The following is a 19,115-nucleotide window of genomic DNA, read 5'->3' as shown; positions in this document are numbered from 1 at the left end:
GTGAACTGCATGCGACGGGCTCACGCTCCTTCGGTGTCCCCCTGCCGTCACGGCGGCGACGCCGATCGTGGCGCTTCGTGCCGCTCCGGCCGTGCGGCCGCGCTCGCGCGCGCCGACCTCGCGCCGACCCGGCCGGCGCCTTGCCCATCTCCGGTCTTTCCGAGGGAGCCAGCGTGAACGAGTACACCCGGCGCGAGGAGGTCCGCGCCACCTTCATCGCCTCGGCCATCCTCGTCCTGTGCATCGCCGTGGCGGTCCTCCGGCTCGTCACCGTGGAGGGCAGGCTCGTCTCCGACCCGGGCGCGCGGCGCCAGGCCGAGGAGTCCGAGGCCCGCGTCGCGCCCGCGCGGGCGTGCGCCCTCGCCGGCGAGAAGCTGATCGTCGAGATCGACCTGTTCAAGGCGGCCGCGAAATCGGCGCGCATGCCCGACCCGGGCGAGGCGCCCCCCGCGCCGCCGCCGCCGGCGACGACCACGAAGGGGCGCCCGCCGCGCAACGCGCCGCCGCCGCCGAAGCCCAAGGAGCCGGACAAGCAGGGCGCGTGGGCCTCCGCCCAGCCGCTCTACAAGCAGGTCAAGACCCTGTCGGGCTGCCGCGAGGCGACCGAGGCGCTCCTGGGGGCTCGGGTGAACGCCATCCCCGCCTGGGAGGCCATCGCCAAGGCGGCCGCGATCACGCCGCCAGGCGCCGCGGAGGCCGAGCAGTTCGAGGCGGCGAAGCAGCTGCTCTCGCTCGTCGCCGACATCCCGGCCGATAAGGTCGCGCAGGCCACGAAGGACGCCGAGGCGGCGTTCAAGGCGAACGCGGAGCGCGACCGGGAGCGCGCGCTCACCGCGATGGTCCGCGAGCCGCTGCCTCAGGGCGTCTTCTCGCGGCGCGTGGCCGTGAGCGTCGGCGTCGGGCTGACGGTCTGCGCCCTCTTCATCAGCTACCTGGGCGTGCGGGCCGCCTCGATGCGCCGCCTCGCGACGCTGCTCCCGCTGCGCGACGCGGTCCGCAGCGGGCGCCCGGGCATGCAAGCCGCGGAGATCTTGAAGACCGCCGCGGCCCACAACAGCGGCGAGCCCGGCCTCGTGATCGGCGCCGCCATCGGCGGGTTCTCCGCGGCCCTCCTCGCCCCGAGGGACGCCGACCTGTTCGTCGCGGGCGTCATGGCGGGCCTCCTCATCGGCCTCGGCGCGCAGTGGGCCTTCCGCCTCGCCCTCGGCGCGGGCCGCTGGCGCGCCCGCACCACGGAGCTCGCCGAGGTCGAGAAGCCGGCCATCCCCATCGTGCTCGTCCTGAGCGGCGTGAAGCCCGGCCTCGAGCTCGAGTTCATCCAGTTCCTCCGCTCGCTGCCCCCCGCCGACGCCGCCGCGGCGGTCGAGAAGCTCGCCTCCCAGGCCGAGGAGCGCATCCTCGCCGCCGCCGACGCGGGCGCCGCCCTCACCCACGGGAAGCCGCCGCCAGGGTGACGCCGCCAGGGTGACGCCGGCCGGCGCAGGGGGCGCGCCTGCCCCCTGCACGACCACAGAACTCCCGCGGGGTGTCCCCGCGAACACAGCGCGGCGACGGCCCTGCACCGAGCGCTCGATCCGCACGCCGTTCCATGGAATGGAGGCGCTCCCGACATGAGACACCCCCTGCAGGCCCGCCGGCCGTCCGGGCGATGGGCGCTCCTCTCGCTGCTCGCCGCCACCTGGTGGCTCGCCGCGCCCCCTGCAGCGGCGCAGGACACGACCGCTCCGAACGCCGCCGCACCGCAGGCCGACAACGTTCCGCCCGCGACGCACGTCGCCTCGCTGCAGGCCGACGGCCCTCCGGCCGCCGCCCAGGCCGCCGCGCCGCAGGCCGACAGCCCTCCGGCGGAGGGCGGCCCGCCCCCGACGGACGGAGCCGCCGGGGCCGGCGCCCCGTCGGGCGGCGCGGGCGGCGCCGGCGGCGCGGCCTCGGACGCGCGCGATCCGGCCGAGCGCAGCGCGGCGCGGCGCGACAGGCCCGGGGCGACGAGCAGCCGCGCCACCCCCTCGAAGAAGCGCCGCGGGGACATCAACCCGTGCATGACGCCCGATCCGGGCTGGGGCGTCTACGACCGGTGGTCCCGCGCGCCCTCGATCGGGCAGATGATCATGCCCCACCGGGGCGGGGTCACGAAGCGCGGCGGCTTCGACGTCATCATCCACTTCCACGGCCACGAGGCGCTCCGGAAGGAGTTCGTGAAGACCGCCGAGGGCGCCGTCCTCGTCGGCATCGATCTGGGCATCGGCTCGGGCGCGTACTCGAGCGCGTTCTCGGCGCCGTACGTCTTCGAGAACCTGCTCGACAGCATCGAGCGCGCCGTCGCGAAGAAGACCGGCAAGAAGAAGGCCTACATCCGCAAGCTCGGCCTCTCGTCGTGGAGCGCGGGCTACGGCGCCGTCGAGCAGATCCTGCGTCAGCCGGCCGGCAAGCGGGTCGACGCCCTCGTGCTGCTCGACTCGCTCCACGCCGGGTACGCCGACGAGCAGCAGCACAAGCTCAAGGTCGCGCAGATCGAGCCGTTCATCGCGTTCGCGAGGCGCGCCGCGGCGGGCGAGGCGTTCATGTTCATGAGCCACTCCTCCATCCTGCCGCCCGGCTACGCGTCGACGGCGGAGACGGCGGACTTCATCGTGCGGCAGCTGCGGGGCAAGCCGAGGGGCTCCTCCCGCGCCGACGTGCTCGGCCTCGACATGATCCGGCGCTTCGACCGCGGCGACTTCCACGTCCGCGGGTACACCGGCGACGACAAACCCGATCACTGCGCCCACATCGGCCTGATGGCGGACGTCGTGCGGGTCCACCTCAACCCGCGGTGGAAGTCGCCGCGAGGCCGGCGCTAGATGGGCGGCATCGGCGTCATCATCAACCCCCGCTCGCGGCAGAACCTGAGCGATCCCCGCGCGGCGGTCCGGCTCGCGCGCGCGCTCGGCGACCACGGCGTCGTCCGCGCCGCGCGCTCCCGCGAGGATCTCGCCCGGATCGCGGAGGACTTCCGGAAGCTCGACATCGACGTGCTCGGGATCTCCGGGGGCGACGGCACGAACCACGTCACCATCACCGGCTTCCTCGACGTCTACGAGGACGAGCCGCTGCCGCCGATCGCCTTCCTGCGCGGCGGGACGATGAACACCGTGGCCAACGCCGTGGGCGTCCCCCGCGGGCGCCCCGACGGCCTGCTCGCGGGGCTCATCGCCCGCTACACCGAACGCGGCCGGCACCCGCTGCGCTGGATCGAGCGCCACGTGATGCAGATCGGCGCCCACTACGGCTTCATCTTCGGCACCGGCTGCGTCCACGGCTTCATCGCCGAGTACAACCGCAGCGAGGAGCGGAGCGCGCTCTGGGCCGCCAAGGTCCTCGCCCGCGCGAGCGCCGCCGTGCTCCTCAACACGGGCACCCAGGTCGCCGCGCGCTGGCAGGGCCGCGTCCACTTCGAGGACGGCTCGGCGTTCCCGGACCGCGACTACCTCGCCGTCGCCGCCGGCACGGTGGACCAGATCGGCCTCGGGTTCCGCCCGTTCCACCGCCACGACGAGCGCCCGGAGAGCTTCCACATGCTGGGCATCCACACCTCCGCGCTCGGCTTCGTCAGGAAGCTGCCCGATATCTGGCGAGCGCGGCCGATGGGCGAGGCGCACACGTTCGAGAAGATCGCCCGGCGCGCGGTGCTCGAGGCCAGGTCGGGCGTGGTCCACTACGTCTGCGACGGCGACGTGCACGAGCACGCAGGCCCGCTCACCGTGCGCATCGGCCCGCGGGTGAAGATCCTCGTGGAGCACAAGTCCGGCCATCGCCCCGCCGGCGCCCGGCGCACGTCGCACGATGTGTGCGCCCGCGGCGAGCGCGCGCATCCCTGCGGAATCGTACGCTGATCATGCACGGATCACGCGCTGACCATGCACCGCCGGCGCGCCGGCGCGCGGGCAGGCAGCGGCGCGCGGGCAGGCAGCGACGTACGGGTGCGCGAGACCATGGCTGTGAGAGGCCAGCAAAGTTAGACTGCGTTCGCTCCATGCCGCCGCGCTCCTCCTCCGCGCCCGCCTCGTCGACGGACTCGACCCCGCGGCCCGAGAGCGCGAGCCGCTCGTTCGCATCGTCTGCGGCGTTCCCGCGCGCCAGCGCTCCGGACTCGCTCGACCCGGAGCTGATCGATCCGTCCCTCGTGACACCGCCTCCGGAGGCCAGCGCGCCGTCGCCCGCTCCGGGGAAGGCGGCGCGGCGCATCTACCGCGAGGGCGACGTGATCGGCGGCAAATACCGCCTGCGCTACGTCCTCGGCGAGGGCGGCATGGGGATGGTGTGGCTGGCCCACAACGACGTCCTCAACATCGACGTCGCCATCAAGTTCATCCGGCGCGAGGTCAACTCGACCGAGGCGACGGTGCGCCTCCACCAGGAGGCCCGCGCCGCCGCGCGGATCGATCACCCCTCGATCGTCCGCGTGATCGACTTCGGGGAGTCCGAGCACCGCGACCCGTACATCGTGATGGAGGTGCTCCGGGGAGAGCAGCTGGTCGAGGCGATCGAGCGCAGGAAGCGCTTCTCGCCCACGGCGGCGCTCCGCATCCTCCTGCCCATCGCGAGCGCCGTCGCCGCGGCGCACGACAGAAGGATCGTCCACCGCGATCTCAAGCCCGAGAACATCTTCCTCGTGAAGAACGATCGCGGCGACATCACCCCGAAGATCGTCGACTTCGGCATCGCCAAGGTGTGGAGCGAGACGGCGAGCGGCGAGATGACCAAGGCGGGCACGGTGCTCGGCAGCCCCGATTACATGTCGCCCGAGCAGGCGCGCGGCATCACCGACGTCGACGGGCAGACCGACGTCTGGGCGTTCGCCGTGGTGCTCTACGAGACGATCACCGGCCAGAAGCCGTTCCAGGGCGGCAACTACCACGACCTCGTGGCGGCGATCCTCGTCAAGGATCCGACGCCGATCACCGCGCTCGGCGTGGGCGACGAGGCGCTGTGGGCCATCATCGCGCGCGGCCTCGGGAAGGAGCGCTTCAACAGGTGGCGGACCATGCGCGAGATGGGCGTTGCGCTCGCGCGCTGGGCGACCGAGAACGGCGTCGTGGAGGACGTGACCGGGACCTCGCTCGCCGTGCACTGGCTGAGCGACGGCGAGCAGCGGCCCCTCTCCGAGCGGCCGGCGGTGCGGGCGCAGCAGCGGCGCATCTCCGAGCGGCCGGCGGTGCGGGCGCAGAGGAGCAGCGAGGACCACCAGGAGGTCGCTGTACACCCTGTCCACCAGGAGGCCGCTCGCCCGACCGGGGACCGGCGGCGCGTCGCCGTCGTCGCGGCGGCGGGGCTGGCGACGCTCGTGATCCTCGGCGCCGCGCTGTTCTCCCTGCGCGCCATGACCGCGCGGGACGGCAGCGCCGAGCCCGCGCCTTCGGCGCCGCTCGCTGCGTCGCAGGGCCAGCCGCAGGCCGCCGCCGCCGCACCATCGACCGCACAGGGCCTCGCGCCCGAGAGCCGCCCCGAGCCAGCCCGCACGGCCGAGCCGCAGCCCTCGGCCGGCGCGGCCCGCCTCGGACCGGCGGAGAGCCCCACCGCGAGCGCCCACGCGCGGGAGCCCGCGCCGGCGCCCCGGAGCGCCGGCTCGCGACGGACCGCGCCCTCGCGGGCGGGCGCGAAGACCTCTGGCGCTGCCTTGCCGGTCCCGGCCCGGCCGAACTTCTAGCGTCGCGATGTCTTCCCAGGAAAGCCCCGCTCGCGAGACGCGACATCGAAGGCCCACGACCGGCGCGCGCTGGCCGCTGCTGCTCGCGCTGGCCGTGCTCACCGGCGCCTGCTCGCTGCTCGCGGAGAGCGCCCTCTCCGACAAACCTTCCGAGGGCGGCCAGGACGCGACCTCGACGGGCGGCGGCTGCGCGCCCGACTGCCCGGACGGCGCCTGCTGCGGCGGTACGTGCGTCGCGCTGGACAAGGACCGGGAACACTGCGGCGCCTGCGGCAACGCGTGCGGTGACGGGGAGTCGTGCTGCGGCGGGTCGTGCACCAACGTGCTGAACGATCCGTCGCACTGCGGCGCGTGCGGCGTGCCGTGCCCGCACACCCTCTGCGTGGGCGGCCACTGTTCGTCCGAGTGCGTCTTCGGCTTCGACAACTGCGACGGGAACGTCGTCACCAACGGCTGCGAGGTCGATCTCAAGAGCGATCCCGAGCGCTGCGGCGGTTGCTCGCTCCGTTGCCCCTCGGGCGCGATCTGCGACGCGGGGCAGTGCGCGTGCGCGCCGCCGCTCCTCGACTGCGACAACCTCCACGACACGGGGTGCGAGATCGACGGCTCCTCGGATCCCGCGAACTGCGGCGCCTGCGGCGTCACCTGCGGGCCGAACATGGAGTGCCGGGCCGGCGTGTGCGGGTGCGCGCCGGGATACGCCGACTGCAACGGCTCACCCGACGACGGCTGCGAGGCCACGCTCGGGACAGAGGCGGACTGCCGGGCCTGCGGGGATGCCTGCGCGAGCGGCATGATCTGCGACGGCCGCAGCGGCTGCGCCTGCGCGAGCGGGCGCCTCGACTGCGACGGCGCGCCCGGCTGCGAGGCGATCACCATCGACCCGACGACCTGCGGCGCGTGCGACGTGCGGTGCGCGCCGGAGGCGGCCTACTGCGACGGCGCGGCGTGCGCCGCCGGCTGCGCCGCCGGCCTCGCCGCGTGCGACTCCTCGTGCATCGACACGCAGGTCAGCCCGTTCCACTGCGGCGCGTGCGGGGTCGCCGCGGGGCCGCACCAGCGTTGCGACCGAGGCGAGCTGGTGTGCGACGAGGGCTTCGCGGACTGCGACCCGGTCGCCCCGGGCTGCGAGTCCGATCTCACCAGGGATCCGCGGCACTGCGGCGCGTGCAGCACCGCCTGCAAGCCGGGCGCCGTGTGCGTGTCCGGCGCGTGCGCGTGCGGGGCGCTCACGCCGCACGACTGCGGCACGGCGTGCCGCGCCTGCTGCTCGGACGAGGACTGCTCGGACGGCGACGGCTGCACCGCCGACGTGTGCGAAGACGGCGGCGCGAGGTGCAAGAGCACGGGCTGCGCCGACGGAGAGCAGTGCTGCAGCCTCGTCGCGTGCCGCCAGTGCTGCACCAGCGCGGACTGCAGCGGGGGCGAGATCTGCTCCGGCGGCGCCTGCATCCCGCCCTGCGGGGGCGGCCTCGTGGCCTGCGAGGGCGAGTGCGTCAGCCTGGGCTCGGCCGATCACTGCGGCGCGTGCGGGAACGCCTGCCTGAGCGGGCGCGAGTGCCGCACCGGCCAGTGCACGCCCGCGTGGGCCCCGATGACGAGGACCGGCGCGCCCGCGCCGCGGCAGATGGCCGCGGCGACCTGGATCGGGAACGCGCTCTTCCTGTGGGGCGGCCGCACGTCGGTCGGGGACGTGGGCGACGGGGCGCTCTACGATCCGGCGCGCGACACGTGGTCGACGCTGGGCAACGAGGGCGCCCCCTCGCCGCGCGTGCTCGCGGCCGCGGCGTGGACGGGCTCCCGGGTGCTCGTCTGGGGCGGCGGCTCGTTCGGGAGCCCCCTCGGCCTGTCCACCGGCGGCGTGTACGACCCGGCGGCGCGGACCTGGCGCGCGATGAGCACCACCAGCGCCCCCGCGGCGCGGCGGATGCCGATCGGCGTGTGGACCGGCACGCGCCTCCTGATCTGGGGCGGCTCCGCGGGCGGCGCCCCGGTCGCCGGCGGCGGGCTCTACAACCCGGTCGCCGACGCATGGACGCCGGCCTCCAGCGCCGGCGCGGCCCCCGCGCGCGAAGGCGTCGCGTGGGCCTGGTCGGGCACGGAGCTCTACCTGTTCGGCGGGCGAGCCGGCGAGGCGACCACGAACGAGGGGTACGCCTACAACCCCACCACCGACGTCTGGCGGTCGCTGCCCAGCGCCGACGCGCCGAGCCCGAGGACCGAAGCGTTCGCGGTCTGGATGGGCGATCGGCTCCTCGTCTGGGGCGGGCAGGACCAGGAGGGCGTCGCCCGCAAGGGCGGCGCGATCTACGATCCGGCGGCCGACGCGTGGCGCGGGATCGACGACAAGGGGGCCCCCTCGGATCGCAGCCGCGTCGAGCGGCGCACCGGCTGGACCGGGTGGACCGGCGCGCACGCTCTCGTCGCCGGCGGGCGGAGCGGCGTGACGCTCAGGCGAGACGGGAAGCTGTACGATCCGATGACGATGGCGTGGGGAGCGAACATGTCGGCCGCGGGCAAGCAGCACACCTACGGCGTGGGCGTGTGGACGGGGACCGAGCTCATCTTGTGGTCCGGGCTCGAGGGGTTCTCGCTGGTGCCCGACGGGGAGCGGTTCAGGCCGTGACGCCGCGGCGGACGCGCGCGCTCTCGGGCGTCCTGGCGCTCCTCGTGGCGGGCGCGATGCTCGCCGCGCCCGCGCCCGCCGCGGCCCAGAGCGCGGCCGACGTCGCCGTCGCGCGCGAGATCTTCATCGAGGCCTCCGAGCTCGCCAGGCAGGGCCGCTGGGAGCAGGCGCGGGAGCGGTACGAGCGCTCGCTCGCGATCAAGCGCGCGCCGATCACCCTCTACAGCCTCGGGGTGGCCCAGCAGCAGACGGGGCAGCTCGTCGAGGCGCTCGAGAACTTCCGCGCGTTCCTGGTCGAGCCGTCCGCGCCTGCGACAAAAGGGTACGAGAAGCTCGCGCGGCAGGCGATCCAGGAGCTCGAGCACAAGGTCGCGGCGCTCGAGCTGCGGCTCTCCCCGGGCGACGCCGTCGGCCTCGAGGTGAAGATCGACGGCGTCGTGGTGCCCGCGGCGGCGCTCGATCGCCCGCGCCCGGTCAACCCTGGGGATCACACGGTGACCGCGAGCGCGCCGGGCTACCGCGAGGCCGAGCGGAGCGTCGCAGCGGCGCCGGGGAGCCGCGCCGTCGTCGTGCTGAGCCTCGAGCGCGAGGTCGTCGCGCCGGCAGCGCCCGCCGGGCCGAGGGTGTCCTCGACGAGCGCTCCAGCGAGCGTCGCTCCGGCCAGACCGGTCCTGCGCGGCGCCCCGCCGAGCTCCGCGCCCGACGCTGCGCCGAGCCGCGTGGTGCCGATCGTGCTGCTCGCCGGCGGTCTGACCACCGTGGCGGCCGGCGCGGCCATCGGGCTGCTCGGGGTCGCGAGCGCGTCGGACGCACCGACACGGGACGGGGACGCGGCCGACGGCGCGCGCGCCCAGGCGCTCGCGGGCGACATCGTCGCCGGCGCCGGCCTCCTCGCGGCGGGCGTCGGCGTGCTCGTGATGGTCTTCGACCGCGATCCCGCCGGCGCCCCGCGAAAGCAGCCCCCGCCGCGCGCCGCCCTCGATCCGTTCCGCCTCACCGTGCGCTTCTGACTTCTGACGCGGGAGCTAGGCCTTCGGCATCTCCCTGCGGTCGAGGTTCACCACCACGAACGCGCCGTAATTCAGGACCGTGAGCGAGTCCTCGTCCACGATGAGCACGCGGACGCACTGGGGCGGAGATGGCGCGAGCAGGTCGACGTACGGATCGAACGGCGCATCGTCCACGGGCGGCAGCACGGCGTGCAGGAACTCGTGGAGCCGCGCGCGGTGGTCGACGATGACGCTCGCGCCCGGCGCCTCCGCGCTGCCCCGCGCGTCGATCCGGAAAAACACCCGGCGCGCCGCCGGGGACACGACGAGGATCGCCGCGTCCGTCACCTCGATCTCGCTGGACGTGCACAGCCGCTCCACGCGACGGCTCACGGCCTCCTCCACCGTCTGGAACAGCCGCAGCCGCCGGCGCTGCCCTTCCGTGAGGCCCGGCTCCTCGATGTACGCCTCGAGGCTGCACCCGCGCATGTTCCGCTCGCACCCGTACGTCATGCGTCTGCACCGTGGCTCGGTCTGCTCACCCGCCTCTGGCAGCCGGGTCGGACAGCCGTCACGCCTCCCCGCACGGGCGCTCATGCACGGGATTAGCCAACACCCCCAGCACCGCGGCGCCGCTCCAGGGTTGGTCGCGGCCTCCATGGTTTCCACGGCTCGTGGGCAGCGACCGGGACGCACGCCTGCGTCCTGGAAGGCAGCACGGCCGCGCGGCGGGAGATGCAGGCGCGAACGCTCGCACGGAAGTGCACAGCCACCAGGGCGATGCGCTCACACCGCCCGATGCGCGAGAGCCGCTCCGTGTGCCCCGGGCGGCAGGGCGTGGCCCTGGCGAGAGCTGCCGCGCCCGCCCAGCGGACCGGCGCTACGGCGCTGCCGGCGACGCGAACTTCGCGGTGAGCTCCACCTGGGCCACGCTGCGCTGAGCGGCCTGCTGGGCGGTGGCGCCGGGCGGCACCAGCAATGCCTGGAGCCGCTGCGAGGCGTCGGCCACGCCGGGCGCGAAGCTCGACGGCGACCAGGTGAGCGTGCCCTTGCCCGAGGAGTCGAGCCGGTCGATGGTCATCGTGATCTCCCCGTTCGGGCTCGGCAGCTTGAGGTCGGCCCCTTCCGCGTACTGGCGCGTGTCCACGCTGAGCGAGACGACGCCTCCCTCCACCTTCTCGATCTTGAAGACCCGGTACCGCAGCACCGGCAGCTGCGCGCCCGACGCCACCACGCGATCGGTGACCATCCAGTAGGCGCCTGCACCGACGGGCTTGTCCGGGAGCGGCGGCGTGAGGAGCGTGATGGCCTCCCCGAGCGCGCCGATCAGCGGCTGGAGCCCTGGATCGGCGTCCTTGGAGAGCTCGAATTGGAGGTTGCCGACCGCGTTCGCCGGCGAGAGCTCGTACCGCAGCGCGCTCCCCTTCAGCTTCGCGAGCGCGTCCGCGAGCTGCTTCGGCGGGCCGCCGATCGACATCGAGGCGAGCGTCGCCGACGTGATCTTCGCGATCACCCTCGTCGGAGCCGCGCTCGCCGCGGGCGCGGCCGCGCCCTCCTTGGGTGCGTCCGCCGGCTTCTCCGCCTTGAAGCTCACGCCGAGCTCCAGGTTCGGCAGCCCCTGCGGCCCGCCCATGCGCAGCCCGAGCGTGATGTCGAGCTTCTGCTCGGATTTCGGGTCGATCTTCGGGGCGAGCCTGGCCCGCGGCTCGCTGCCGTCGCCGATGACCTCGATCTTGTAGGGAACGTCCTTCGGCAGCGCAGCGGCCGCTTCGGACGCCGAGAACACGCCGCTCTCCGGCGGCCCGCCCGCCGCGCCGCCCGCCGCTGGCGCCTTCTTGTCGGTGCCGCCCGCCGCCGCCTCCGCGAGCGCCGCGCCGAGCTTGCCGCCGACGACCGGCAGCGGCGGGCCGGCGTCGAGCGCGCCGGCGTCGGCGGCGACCTGCGCCTTGCTCTTTTCCCCCTCGCAGCCCGCGAGCCCCGCGAGGGCGACCGCCGCGAGCGTCGAAGCCATGACCCAGCGCCACCGAGTGTGCATGACGGCCGGGTGTAGCCAAATCGGGCGCCATCTTCCAGCGCTCCGTTGCGTTGCGCCGACGGACGGCTCCCGTCGGGGCGGGGCCCCGCGTCAGGCCCGCCGCGCAGCCTTGAGCCCGCCGATGTGCTCCAAGAGCTCGAGGGGCCGGAACGGCTTGGCGTAGTAGGCGGTCGCGCCGAGCTTCAAGGCGCGGGCGCGCGCCTCGTGATCGTCGAGGGCGCTGATCACGATGATCGGCAGGCTGGAGGTGCCCGGGTGCGCGCGGAGGCGCTCGCAGACCTCGAAGCCATCCATGCTCCCGGGCAGCATCAGGTCGAGCAGCAGCACGTCGAAGGGCTCGGTCAGGGCGCGCTCCACCGCCTCGCGGCCGGTGCCCACGCCGATCACCTCGTGACCACTCGCTCCGACCAGCGCCTCGATCATGCGCCGGATCGCGTCCTGATCTTCGCAGAGGAGGATTCGCATGGTCGCGAGCACGGGGAGCGTCGCACCCGCCCCATCGCGCGGTCAAGCGGGAACGCTACGCGCGGCGAGGGCGGGCCGCTCTGTCTGCTCTGTTGCCTCCGCCTGCTCCGCCTGCTCTGTCTGCTCTGTCTTCGCTGTTTGCTTCCCTGTCGCGTCGCTGTGGGCGCGTGGCGCTGGTTGGCGGACGCAGCGCGAGCTCGATGCCGACGCGCGCCCCGCCGCCCTCGCGGCGCTCGGCGAACGCGCGGCCCCCGTGCGCCTCGGCGATGCGCTTGCACAGCGCCAGGCCGAGGCCGAGCGAGCCGCGCTCGGCGCCGCTCTCGCCGCCCTGCCCCCGCTCGCGCCGGAAGAACGGCTCGAAGATGCGCGTCTCCTCCCCGTCCACGAACCCGGGCCCGCGATCCTCGACCTCGAAGACGACGCCGCGCTGGCCGCCGGGACGGACCCGCAGCCGCTCGGCCCCGCCAGCGTGCGCGCGCGCGTTCTCCAGCAAGTTGGCGAGGGCGCGCGCCAGCAGCGTCGCGTCCGCCTGGAGCGCCGGCGTCCCCTCGACGACCTCCAGCAGCGTCGGATCCAGCCCTGCGCGCTCCAGGGCGCGGATCCCGGCCTCGGCCGGGTCGAGGCGGGCCACGGTGAGGGCCGCGAAGTCGAGGCGCGAGCTGGCTAGGAGGTCGCCGACGAGCGCGTCGATCTCCATGACCTCGCGGTCGAGGTCGTCGAGCACGCAGGCGCTCGGTCCGCCGCCCTCGCGGGCCATCTCCGTCAGCAGGCGGATGCGGGCGAGCGGCGTGCGGAGCTCGTGCGACACGGCGGCGAGGAGCTCTCTCTGGTCGGCGATCTGGCGCTCGATGCGCGCGGCCATGTCGTTGACCGCCTCGGCGACGATGCCGACCTCGCCCTGCTGCCCGTGGCAGTCGAGCCGGACGCGGCTCGACAGCTTGCCGGCGCCGATCTCGTGCGCGACGTGGGCCAGATCGACGAGCGGGCGGGCGAGACGGCGCGCGATGAGGCCCGAGGCCCCCCACATGACGATGGCCACGGCGAGCAGCGGCAGGGCGAACCGGAGCGATCCGCCGGAGCGGCCGCGCGCGGGGCAGAGGAGCACGGAGCCGAGCGGCCCCCCTTCGTCGCGGACCGGGGCGACCAGGGTCTGCGCCCGGCAGGGCTGGCCGTACCTGGCGAGCCGCCGCCCGGTCGCGTCGACGAGCTCCAGATCGATCTCGAGATCCTCGGCGAACGCGCGGGCGAGCACGTCGCGGGCCGCGGGATCGGCCCATACCCGCTCGAACTCGTGGGCCACGAACGACTGGGCGCGGGCGTGCTCGCGCCGCCAGCCGGAGTTGCCGACGCGATCGATGGCCCCGATCGTGGCGACCGCGGCGAGCGCGGTGATCAGGATGGTCGCGCCGAACCACATGAAGATCCGGCGGTGCAGCCGCGCGCTCAGGAAGCGGCCGATCGAGACCTTGCGCCCGTTCTCGTAGAGCCAGGACCGGTACCTCCTCCTCACACGCGGTCCTTGGCGAGCACGTAGCCGACGCCGCGCACCGTCTTGATGAGCCTCGGCGATCTCGGGTCGTCGGACAGCTTCTGCCGCAGGTGCGAGATGTGCACGTCGACCGTCCGCCCGCCGACGTTGACGTCGCCGCGGCCGGCCTCCTCCAGGAGCGCCTCCCGGGCGACGACGCGGCCGGCGCGCCGCGCGAGGGCGACGAGGATGTCGAACTCGATGCCGGTGAGATCGGCGGGCTTGCCCGAGACGGTGACGACGCGGCCGGGCACGTCGATGGCGATGTCGCCGGCCACGATCCGCTCGCCGGCGGCGTCGGGCGTGGCCCGCCGGAGCACCGCGCGGAGGCGCGCGAGCAGCTCGCGCGGGCTGAAGGGCTTCGCGATGTAGTCGTCGGCGCCGATCTCGAGGCCGACCACGCGATCGGCCTCGTCGCCGCGGGCGGTGAGCATGAGGATCGGCATGGAGCTCTTCTGCCGGATGCGGCGGACGACCTCGATGCCGTCCATGCCCGGCATCATCACGTCGAGCAGGACGGCGTCGAAGGTGCCCGCGGCGAGCGCCAAAAGGCCGCGCGCGCCGTCGCACGCGACGGTCACCGCGAACCCGTTCTGCTCGAGGTAGCTCGCGAGCAAGGCGTGGAGCCGTGTGTCGTCGTCGATGAGCAGGAGCCGCAGCGCCATGGAAGGACCCGGGGGGCAGGAGCGGCGGCGACCGGCCGCCGCTCACCCCTTGTATAGCTCAGGGGCCCGCGCCGGTGTCGGCGTCGGCCGCCGCGGGCGCGTGGACCGCGCGCGCGGCGCCCCGCGGCCAGGAGCGCTCGGCCTCCCGCGCGGCGTCCACGCAGATGGACGCGACGTGGCGCTGGAAGGCGTCGCGGCGGGCCTCCGCCCGGCAGCGCAGCGAGGAGAAGCCGGAGGCGTAACCGGCGACGGTGCCGAGCGCGAGCAGCGCGATGGTGATCTGGCGTCGCATCATGGTCTCATCCCCTTCCTTCACGCCCACCGGCCGTGGGTCCTGTAGGGATCGTCGCCGCGCCACCCGGCCCTGCCGGACCACATGTCGCGGAACGCGGCCGGCCCGATCTCGATGAGATCGGCGAGCTGCTCGCGCTGGCGGTCTTCGAGCACGGCGTGGACCTTCCCGAGCGCGCCGACCGCGGCCCTGCGCAGCGACTCGATGGCCGTGTCGTGGCGCGCGAAGAGCTCGCCGAGGCGCGTCTCGTCGAAGCTCGGGCTCCGCATCGCCGCGGCGACGTCCGCGCGCGTGCTGCGGATCTCGCTCCGCTGCGCCTCTGCGGCGGAGCGGAGCTCGTCGATGGCCGCGACGATGACCTTCTCCTGCGTCGGCGTGGTGCCGAGCCGATCGAAGAGGAAGGACAGGAAGAAGCGACGGCGGAAGCCGTGCCCCCCGAAGCCGCGCCGCCCGAAGAAGCGCGGCCCAGCGCCCCAGGGCGCACCGCAGTCGTACCTGCAGCCGCGCTTCAGCGTCATGACGAGGCCTATCAGACAGGCCGTTCCAACCACGAATCCCAACATGATGCGTACCCTCCGTGAGCGTCTCCGCCGTCGATCCGTGCACGGGGCATGTGCGCGCGGCTTCGGTTCGTCCGAACGCGGGCGCCGCCCCGGGCAGCAACGACCGGAGCCGCAGACGCGCGGCTCCGGGACACCTCGAAGCTGCGCAGCGCGTGTGAAGGATGTTCAGGAGCGTGTGTGAAGAAACATGAAGACCGCCGCGGGCAGCGCGGCGCGGCGCGCCCAGCTGGCGCGGAGCGGCGCGCCATCCGCTCGCGGACGGCGCTCCGCGCTCCGGCGGCGCTACTTCACCGACTCGACGTCGCCGATGTCGTCGAGGTCGTCCTTGGGTTTCCCGTCGCCCGAGGTCGCCCACGGATTCGTGCGCTCGCTCTCGGGCGCGCCGCGGTCTCCGTCGGCATCGTCCTCCTCCTCTTCGAGGTCGTCGAGCGACTCGACCTTGGCCCCGTCCGGCGAGGCGCTCGGCGCAGGCGGCGTCGACGCGCGCGTCGCCGGGGGCGCGGGCGGCGTCGATGCGCGCGGCGCCAGAGGCGCGGGCGGCGTCGACGGGCGCACCGCCGGAGGGGGCGGCGTCGATGCGCGCGCCGACGAGGTGCCAGGGTCGCTCGGGAGCCTGTTGCGCGACGGCTCACCCCCCTGCGGTGAGACCGCCGCCGCGGCGCCCGCCGCTGCGAGCGGCCTCGCGGCGATCGCGCTCGGCGGCGTGATGCTGCCGGCGGCCTTCGTCCCCGCGGGGGAGCCGGCCGGCGGGCTGCTCACCGACGCCACGAGGCCTCCCGGCGGCGAGCCGGCCGCCCCGGAGGGCGCGGCGCTCGCGGCGGCCTTGCCGGCCTGGCCCGCGTCCGGCGCGCCGCCGGACGAGCCGGAGGCAGGCGCCGACACGGGCCCGCCGCCGGACGACACGGGGGCCGACGCCGACGGCGCCGACACGGGCCCGCCCGACGCCGACGCCGCCGGCTTCGACACGGGAGCGGAGACCCCCGGCGCCGATGCCGGCGCAGCCCCGGCCGGCGGAGCGGCAGCGGGCGCGCCGCCGCGGCCGGACGACAGCTCCACCGGCGCCGCCGCCTTCGGCGCGGCGGCCCGCGGCCCGTCGAAGCGCATCGCCTTCTGCGCAAGCTGCACCACGGGGAGGATGTCGCGCGGCGGGATGTTCGCGGCGATGACGTCCGGCCCGGCGATCGCGAGCTCACCGTCGGCGTGGAACGGCACGCCCGGGCGCTCGCGCTCCTGCTTGAGCCGCGCGTTGTCGATGGCGACGCGGATCTCGAGCGGAATGCGGGTCTGCCACAGCCGACCGTCGATCGCCGTGCGCACGTCCCACGGCGTCAGGATCGGCGTCCTGCCGATGCCCTCGAACGGGCTACGATCCGCGAGCAGCGCCTTGAGCAGCCAGGCGACGATCTCCTGGAGCTGCGGCGTGTCCTGATCCCACGGCATCGAGTCCCGGAAGAACTGCCAGTAGCCTCCGGCCGGGCCGTACACCGCGAGATCGCGCGGGTCGAACGCGTCCTCGAACGCGCGCGGGGTGATGTCGCCCTCGTCGATGACGGAGTCGATGAGCGCGCCCTGGAAGTCGGGCGTCTTGCGGCGGGCGGCCTTGGGCGAGAGGCCGGTGAGGGACGTCGTGATCTGCTGGCGCACGTCGCTGCGCTCGCGGAACCACCCCATCCGCTCGACCGCGCCGAACTGCTCGCGCAGCTTGACCGGCGTCCACCACGGCAGATCGAGCTCGCGCAGCCGCGCGACCAGCTCGGCCACGAGCTGCAGCGCCGGCTCGCTCGCGAGGTGCACGCGCGCCTCTCTCCTCAGCGTCTCGTCGTCCTTGCTATCGGGATCCCGGTGCTGCAGCGATCGCTCCGCCATCGTTCCTCCGTGCTCCCCCGGCCGCACTGCTCAATACCAGAACCGGATCCGCGGCGGACAGCCAGCCCACACGCGGCCGCGAGGAGCGATCTGCGCGCCGCGGCGCAGCACTCGACGCGGCACGGCGCGCGCCTTCAGCGGACCGTCGGGATGTCGTTCTGCAATGGCACGCGAACAGCCCGTCCGCGTGGCCGCGCCAAGCGCCCGGGATCACCCGACCACGTCGCGCGCCGCCTTCGACCTCGGCGCTGCGTCGATCCGGGCTAGGCTCTCGCGGCCATGCAAGAGGACGGGGGAGGGAGCGCGCCCGAGCGCGCCGCGCGAGGGCTCGAGCGGTGGGAGCGCGCCGGGCGCGGGCTCTCGCCGTGGGCGCGACGCGTCGCGTGGGCCGCCGCCGAGGCGATGCTCTGCGACGAGGACGAGCGCGGGGAGCTCGCCCCGCCGGGCGCCGAGGTGTGCGAGCGCGCGGTCGCGGCGCTGGATCTCGCGCTCGGGCAGGGCAGCCCCGAGACCCGGCGCAGCTTCGCGCTGCTGGCCGCTTGCCTCGATCTGTTGCCGCCCTTCGTGATCGGCGCCTTCGGCCGGATGAGCCGGCTCTCGCTCGGCCGGCGGCTCGCGTACCTGGAGGCGCTCGAGTCGAGCCGCTCCGGGCTCCTCGCGATGCTGCTCCTCGCCTTCAAGGTGCCGATGTGCATCGCCGCCTTCGAGGAGGGCGCGGAGCTCGCGCTGACGGGCTTCGACCGCGAGAGCACCGCGGCGCGGCGCAGGCTGCCCGGGCTGGGCGCCGGGGGCGGCGCGTGAACGGCGGCATCGCGTCGAGCGAGCCGATCGTCAGCGGACGCGACCTGCCTGCGGGGTTCGACGAGCCGTGCGACGTCGTCGTGGTCGGCTCCGGCGCCGGCGGCGCGGTCGTCGCCGCGCTGCTCGCCGAGGCGGGGCGGCGCGTGATCGTGCTGGAGGAGGGCCCCTACGTTCGCCCTGACGACTACCAGCGCTGGAAGCCCAGCGAGTCGGTGCGGCGGCTGTTCCGCGAGGCCGGCCTGTTCACGGCGTTCGGCGTGGGCCAGACGCCGATGATCTCGCTCACCCTGGGGCGCGCCGTCGGCGGATCGTCGGTGGTGACCGGCGGGGTGTGCTTCCGCATCCCGGGCAGCGTCCACGCGCGGTGGACCCGCGACCTCGGCCTCGACGAGCTGTCGGAGCGCGCCCTCGAGGCGGCGTACGACAGCGTCGAGCATCGGCTGCAGGTCCGCGAGGTCCCCGAGGCGCTGCGCTCCGCCTCGACGGCGCGGCTCGTCGAGGGGGCGAGGCGGCTCGGCATCCCGATGCGCCCGCTCCGCCGCAACACCGGCGACGCGTGCGAGGGCAACGGCCGGTGCAACTTCACCTGCCCCGCCGGGGCGAAGCGCTCGGTCGACGTCGCCTACCTGCCGTCGGCGACCGCGCATGGCGCGCGCGTGGTCGCCGACGCGCTGGTCGAGCGGATCACCGTGGAGCGCGGGCGCGCCGTCGGCGTCGAGGGGAGGCTGCTCGGCGGCGAGCCGGGGGCCCCGCCGCGCCGGTTCCGGGTGCGCGCGAAGGCGGTCGTCGCCGCGTGCGGCACGCTGCACACGCCGCTGCTCCTCCGCACGGCGGGCGCGTTCGAGGCGAGCTCCGGCCTCGGCGACGGCGTGACGCTGCACCCCGCCGTGCGCGTGGTCGCCAGGTTCGACGACGCGCTGAACGGCTGGGACGGCGCGCTCCAGAGCGTCTACTCCGACCACTTCGAGGCCGAGGGGATCAAGCTCGTCGGCGTCTACTCGGCGGTGAACGTGCTTGCGGCGGGCCTCCCTGGCGTCGGGCCCGCGCTGCGGCGTCGGGCCGCCGCGCTGTCGCGCTGCGCCGTCTTCGGCGCCATGATCCACGACGAGGGCGGCGGCCGCGTCCGCCCCGGCCCCGGCCGGGAGCCGCTCGTCTCCTACGCGATGGCGCCGCGCGACCTCGCGCGGCTCCGCCGGTCCATCACGATCCTCAGCGAGATGGCGCTCGCCGCCGGCGCGCGCGAGGTCTACACCGCGCTGCTCGGCGCGCCGCCGGTCACGTCGATGGACGCCGCGCGCGCGGCCGAGCGCGCGGCCATCGACGCGCGCCGCATCGAGTGCATGGCGTTCCACCCGCTCGGGAGCGCGCGGGTGGCGAACGATCCGCGGCGCGGCATCGTCGATCAGAGCGGCGAGTGCTTCGCGCTGCCGGGGCTCTTCGTCGCCGACGGCTCGATCCTCCCCACGAGCATCGGCGTGAACTCGCAGGTGCCGATCATGGCGATGGCGACGCGCATCGGCTGGCGGATGGCCGAGCGGTTCCCGCGGCTCGCGGCGGCGAGCCCCGCGTAACGGGCGCGGCGCGGCGCGGTGCTACAAC

At 74.9% G+C, this 19,115-nt stretch carries 16 protein-coding genes; 8 read left to right on the top strand and 8 right to left on the bottom strand.

What is annotated here, in order from left to right; all coding sequences use genetic code 11:
- Positions 1-173 precede the first annotated feature (173 nt).
- The 6 genes from WMF12_RS10840 to WMF12_RS10815 all read left to right on the top strand — a co-directional run bounded on the left by WMF12_RS10840 (position 174) and on the right by WMF12_RS10815 (position 9,322).
- The gene (locus WMF12_RS10840) at positions 174-1,454 is read left to right on the top strand and encodes a hypothetical protein (RefSeq protein WP_437870541.1); all 1,281 of its coding nucleotides are present in this window, start codon (positions 174-176) and stop codon (positions 1,452-1,454) included.
- A gap of 156 nt (positions 1,455-1,610) precedes the next feature.
- A complete protein-coding gene (locus tag WMF12_RS10835; protein WP_437870540.1) occupies positions 1,611-2,840 on the top strand; it encodes a hypothetical protein in 1,230 nt (409 codons plus the stop codon).
- Complete coding sequence (locus WMF12_RS10830; protein ID WP_437870539.1) at positions 2,841-3,872, top strand: diacylglycerol/lipid kinase family protein; 1,032 nt, start codon at positions 2,841-2,843, stop codon at positions 3,870-3,872.
- A 140-nt stretch (positions 3,873-4,012) separates the two neighbouring features.
- Positions 4,013-5,686 carry a protein kinase domain-containing protein gene (locus WMF12_RS10825; protein WP_437870535.1) on the top strand — a complete coding sequence of 558 codons (1,674 nt, stop codon included), beginning with the start codon at positions 4,013-4,015 and terminating at the stop codon, positions 5,684-5,686.
- A 7-nt stretch (positions 5,687-5,693) separates the two neighbouring features.
- Positions 5,694-8,312 carry a Kelch repeat-containing protein gene (locus WMF12_RS10820; RefSeq protein WP_437870532.1) on the top strand — a complete coding sequence of 873 codons (2,619 nt, stop codon included), beginning with the start codon at positions 5,694-5,696 and terminating at the stop codon, positions 8,310-8,312.
- Positions 8,309-9,322: a hypothetical protein gene (locus tag WMF12_RS10815; protein WP_437870527.1), complete on the top strand. Its 1,014-nt coding sequence runs from the start codon at positions 8,309-8,311 to the stop codon at positions 9,320-9,322. The genes WMF12_RS10820 and WMF12_RS10815 overlap by 4 nt, the downstream gene beginning before the upstream one ends.
- 15 nt (positions 9,323-9,337) lie before the next feature.
- On the opposite strand, the gene WMF12_RS10810 is transcribed toward WMF12_RS10815, so the two are convergent.
- From WMF12_RS10810 to WMF12_RS10775, 8 genes are all read right to left on the bottom strand, one after another.
- Positions 9,338-9,814: a hypothetical protein gene (locus WMF12_RS10810; RefSeq protein WP_437870525.1), complete on the bottom strand. Its 477-nt coding sequence runs from the start codon at positions 9,812-9,814 to the stop codon at positions 9,338-9,340.
- Positions 9,815-10,181: 367 nt separating this feature from the next.
- Complete coding sequence (locus WMF12_RS10805; protein ID WP_437870524.1) at positions 10,182-11,312, bottom strand: hypothetical protein; 1,131 nt, start codon at positions 11,310-11,312, stop codon at positions 10,182-10,184.
- A gap of 114 nt (positions 11,313-11,426) precedes the next feature.
- On the bottom strand, positions 11,427-11,801 hold the full coding sequence (locus WMF12_RS10800; RefSeq protein ID WP_012234686.1) for a response regulator: 375 nt from the start codon (positions 11,799-11,801) through the stop codon (positions 11,427-11,429).
- Between the two features lie 55 nt (positions 11,802-11,856).
- Positions 11,857-13,311, bottom strand: coding sequence for an ATP-binding protein (locus WMF12_RS10795; protein WP_437870523.1), 1,455 nt, complete (start codon positions 13,309-13,311; stop codon positions 11,857-11,859).
- Positions 13,308-13,994 carry a response regulator gene (locus WMF12_RS10790; protein WP_437299102.1) on the bottom strand — a complete coding sequence of 229 codons (687 nt, stop codon included), beginning with the start codon at positions 13,992-13,994 and terminating at the stop codon, positions 13,308-13,310. Before WMF12_RS10790 ends, WMF12_RS10795 begins: the two co-directional genes overlap by 4 nt.
- Before the next feature lie 58 nt (positions 13,995-14,052).
- The gene (locus tag WMF12_RS10785) at positions 14,053-14,289 is read right to left on the bottom strand and encodes a hypothetical protein (protein WP_437299101.1); all 237 of its coding nucleotides are present in this window, start codon (positions 14,287-14,289) and stop codon (positions 14,053-14,055) included.
- Positions 14,290-14,306: 17 nt separating this feature from the next.
- Positions 14,307-14,849, bottom strand: coding sequence for a Spy/CpxP family protein refolding chaperone (locus WMF12_RS10780; RefSeq protein ID WP_437745498.1), 543 nt, complete (start codon positions 14,847-14,849; stop codon positions 14,307-14,309).
- Positions 14,850-15,131: 282 nt separating this feature from the next.
- Positions 15,132-16,715 (bottom strand): hypothetical protein, encoded by a 1,584-nt coding sequence (locus WMF12_RS10775; protein WP_437870522.1) that lies wholly within the window; start codon positions 16,713-16,715, stop codon positions 15,132-15,134.
- Positions 16,716-16,994: 279 nt separating this feature from the next.
- Between WMF12_RS10775 and WMF12_RS10770 the strand changes: the two genes are divergently transcribed.
- Together WMF12_RS10770 and WMF12_RS10765 are read left to right on the top strand one after the other, a co-directional pair.
- On the top strand, positions 16,995-17,516 hold the full coding sequence (locus WMF12_RS10770) for a hypothetical protein (RefSeq protein ID WP_437870521.1): 522 nt from the start codon (positions 16,995-16,997) through the stop codon (positions 17,514-17,516).
- Positions 17,513-19,087: a GMC family oxidoreductase N-terminal domain-containing protein gene (locus tag WMF12_RS10765; RefSeq protein ID WP_437870520.1), complete on the top strand. Its 1,575-nt coding sequence runs from the start codon at positions 17,513-17,515 to the stop codon at positions 19,085-19,087. Before WMF12_RS10770 ends, WMF12_RS10765 begins: the two co-directional genes overlap by 4 nt.
- Positions 19,088-19,115 lie beyond the last annotated feature (28 nt).

Origin of the sequence: Sorangium sp. So ce363 (assembly GCF_051520435.1) — a bacterium.
GTDB classification, from domain to species: domain Bacteria; phylum Myxococcota_A; class Polyangia; order Polyangiales; family Polyangiaceae; genus Sorangium; species Sorangium cellulosum_B.
This window is presented reverse-complemented; position numbering and strand designations above follow the sequence as displayed.